Here is a 3,373-nt window from a genome sequence, read left to right as displayed (position 1 = left end):
GCTGTGTGGAGTCGCATTATAGGGATAGTAGATTTTGAGTCAACGCTTTTTAAAACATAAATGTGCGTTCGGTTTATTTTTAAACATCCTGTGGCGCTTTTAGCCAATGTGCTGGTTTTACTGGCAGAAAAGGCCCTTTTCCTGGGGCGCAGGCGGCGGGCACGCATTGAGGATTCACCGCCAGATGCTAGAATGTGCCCACTATTTCGCGTCTAACCTGTTTTTTGTCATCCAGACAGAGAACCCGCGCATTTAAGGCAATACTCAATGAAAATCAAAACTCGCTTCGCGCCCAGCCCTACCGGCTATTTACATGTGGGCGGCGCTCGTACCGCACTTTACTCCTGGCTCTTCGCCCGCCACAACCAGGGCGAGTTTGTGCTGCGTATTGAAGATACCGATCTGGAGCGCTCCACGCCGGAAGCCATTGAAGCCATCATGGATGGCATGAACTGGCTGAGCCTCGACTGGAACGAAGGCCCGTATTACCAGACCAAACGCTTCGATCGCTATAACACCGTAATTGATGAGATGCTGGCAGCGGGCACAGCTTATAAATGCTACTGCTCGAAAGAGCGTCTTGAAGCCCTGCGTGAACAGCAGATGGCGGATGGTGAGAAGCCGCGTTATGACGGCCGCTGCCGTGACAGTCATGAGCATCACGCCGCCGACGAGCCATGCGTTGTGCGTTTCCGCAACCCGCAAGAGGGTTCGGTGATTTTTGACGACCAGATCCGCGGTCCGATTGAATTCAGCAACCAGGAGCTGGATGACCTGATCATCCGCCGCACCGACGGTTCACCAACCTATAACTTCTGTGTGGTGGTGGATGACTGGGATATGGGAATTACTCACGTTATCCGTGGTGAAGATCATATCAACAACACACCGCGTCAAATCAACATCCTGAAGGCGATTGGCGCGCAGGTGCCGGTTTATGCGCACGTATCGATGATCCTCGGTGATGACGGCAAGAAACTCTCCAAACGTCACGGCGCGGTCGGCGTGATGCAGTACCGTGATGATGGTTATCTGCCGGAAGCGCTGCTGAATTACCTGGTTCGCCTCGGCTGGTCCCACGGCGATCAGGAGATCTTTAGCGTTGCTGAGATGACCGAGCTGTTCACGCTGGATGCGGTGAGTAAATCTGCCAGTGCCTTCAATACAGAAAAACTGCAGTGGCTGAATCACCATTATATTAATGCGCTTCCGCCAGAATATGTCGCGACTCATCTGCAGTGGCATATTGAAGAGCAAAAAATTGATACCCGCACCGGTCCGGAACTGGCGAAGCTGGTTGGCCTGCTGGGCGAACGTTGCAAAACGCTGAAAGAGATGGCCGCTTCCTGCCGTTATTTCTACGAAGATTTTGCCGGGTTTGACGCCGACGCCGCGAAGAAACATCTGCGTCCGGTGGCGCGTCAGCCGCTGGAAGTGGTGCGTGACAAGCTGGCAGCCATCAGCGACTGGACAGCCGAAAACGTTCATCAGGCGATTCAGAGCACCGCAGATGAGCTGGAAGTGGGGATGGGGAAAGTGGGGATGCCACTGCGTGTGGCGGTTACGGGAGCGGGTCAGTCACCTGGTCTGGATGTCACTGTTGAAGCGATTGGTCGTAGCCGCAGCGTAGCGCGCATCGATCAGGCACTGGCCTTTATCAGTGAGCGCGAAGCGCAGGCCTAAATAAACCAGCCGGAAGCAGCACGCTTCCGGTTTCTTTTACTCTTCGCTAATCCCCAGCCGCTGCAAAACACCTTTAATCCCTTCACGTAAGATTAATGCGGTGAACTGATCCTGCTCTGTCTGGCTCATTTGCTGAACGGAACTTATTAATAACGCAGGCAATGATTGAGGCGGTGTACTGTAGGTTGCTGAGGGTTCGTTCAGATTGCGCGTTGACTGGATGAAATTTTTGACACGCTCATCAATATGGATCAGGCGAGCTTTACCGCCTTGTACACCGGGCTTCGGCGTGGTAGTCCAGTTCTCCCGCTTGATCCATTTGTTCACCGTTTGCCGACTGTAACCTGTTTCCGCTGCCAGCTCTTCGGGAGTGAGCCATTCCTTTTTCACGATGCTATCCCTGTTAAATACATTAGCAATACATATTACATCAAAACGTAACGGGTGAAAGTAACTCAAGGTGAAATTGCCTTTTGTCACTCGACAAAAGGCAAGTGTTGATTTATTGCACGCTGCTGGCAGGTTCAACCGTCGGGCGGAACGCCAGGAAGTAGGCCAGGCCAACAAAAACCGCACCGCCTACGCCATTACCTAAAAACACTGCCACGAAGTTAGGGAAGTATTCTGCCCAGCTCATCTGACCGGCGAAGATGGCAGCCGGAATGATAAACATATTGGCAACAACGTGCTGGAAACCGATAGCAACAAAGGCCATCACCGGGAACCACATACCAAAGATTTTACCGACCACATCTTTACTGGCGAATGCCAGCCAGACGGCCAGACAGACCAGCCAGTTACAGCCGATGCCGGAAATAAAAGCGTGCAGGAAATCAGCGTGGACTTTCGCAGAGGCGATGGCGACCGTCTTCTTCAGATAATCGCCTTCAGTCATGCCCAGCATATGACCAAAGAACCAGGCCACCGCCACGCTGCCGAGAAAGTTAGCCAGCGTCACCCAAAACCAGTTACGCGCCACGCTGTAAAACGAAATACGACGGGCAAACCAGGCAACCGGTAAGGTCATCATGTTGCCGGTCAGCAACTCGCCGCCGGCAAGCACTGTCAGAATCAAACCGACCGGAAAGACCGCTGCGCCCAACAGGCCGCCGAACGAACCCCAGTCAGCAGGCAGAGAGTTAATCACATGCAGATCCAGCAGGAAGCCGGTAGCAATAAAGGCGCCAGCCATAAAGCCGAGGATCAGAAGGATGCTGACAGGCGCACGGCTTTTAGCCACGCCCGCCTGAATCGCCAGTTGTGCGATTTCTTTTGGTGTATGCAGCGACATAGTATCTCTATAGTTTTTATGTTTAATGGGACGGTAAACGCCTGGTGGACGCGCGGCTGGCGGGAGAGAGTCCCGGTGACCACTTAATTAGCGCGCTAAGTTTTGCATGGGGAAAAGAGGATGACAAGAAAATTCCTATAACATATTTAACCCTGGTTTAACCTGACGGCTGTCTGAATAACATAAAAAAGCGATCGGTCCCGATTGGTCACGTTTGGTCTGTAGCCATGCTGCTGAAACCGCTGAGGTTGCCGCCTTTTTCAGCGATCAGACACAGAATGTGATTTTGCCGTTGACACCCTGGAGGGGGTTTCATATTATGCCGTCCGTCGCTTAACGCGACAGTTTTTCGGTTCGGGGCTATAGCTCAGCTGGGAGAGCGCCTGCATGGCATGCAGG

At 52.8% G+C, this 3,373-nt stretch carries 3 protein-coding genes; 1 reads left to right on the top strand and 2 read right to left on the bottom strand.

What is annotated here, in order from left to right; genetic code table 11:
- Positions 1 to 267 precede the first annotated feature (267 nt).
- On the top strand, positions 268 to 1,683 hold the full coding sequence (gene gltX, locus HA41_RS19290) for a glutamate--tRNA ligase (protein ID WP_094122098.1): 1,416 nt from the start codon (positions 268 to 270) through the stop codon (positions 1,681 to 1,683).
- A gap of 36 nt (positions 1,684 to 1,719) precedes the next feature.
- Here the strand turns inward: gltX and HA41_RS19285 are convergent, their stop codons facing one another.
- Both HA41_RS19285 and HA41_RS19280 read right to left on the bottom strand, forming a co-directional pair.
- Entirely contained in the window at positions 1,720 to 2,073 is a 354-nt protein-coding gene (locus tag HA41_RS19285) for a YfeC-like transcriptional regulator (RefSeq protein ID WP_094122097.1), read from the bottom strand.
- A gap of 112 nt (positions 2,074 to 2,185) precedes the next feature.
- On the bottom strand, positions 2,186 to 2,974 hold the full coding sequence (locus HA41_RS19280; protein WP_094122096.1) for a formate/nitrite transporter family protein: 789 nt from the start codon (positions 2,972 to 2,974) through the stop codon (positions 2,186 to 2,188).
- Between the last annotated feature and the right edge of the window lie 399 nt (positions 2,975 to 3,373).

Origin of the sequence: Pantoea conspicua, from assembly GCF_002095315.1 — a bacterium.
Lineage (GTDB): Bacteria > Pseudomonadota > Gammaproteobacteria > Enterobacterales > Enterobacteriaceae > Pantoea > Pantoea conspicua.
The sequence above is the reverse complement of the archived record's forward strand: the minus strand, read 5'-3'. Positions and strand labels throughout refer to the sequence as shown.

Excerpts from the sequence above, each read along its gene's own strand:
- HA41_RS19280 (WP_094122096.1), bottom strand. The coding sequence starts at position 2,974 with ATGTCGCTGCATACACCAAAAGAAATCGCACAACTGGCGATTCAGGCG.
- gltX (WP_094122098.1), top strand. The coding sequence starts at position 268 with ATGAAAATCAAAACTCGCTTCGCGCCCAGCCCTACCGGCTATTTACAT.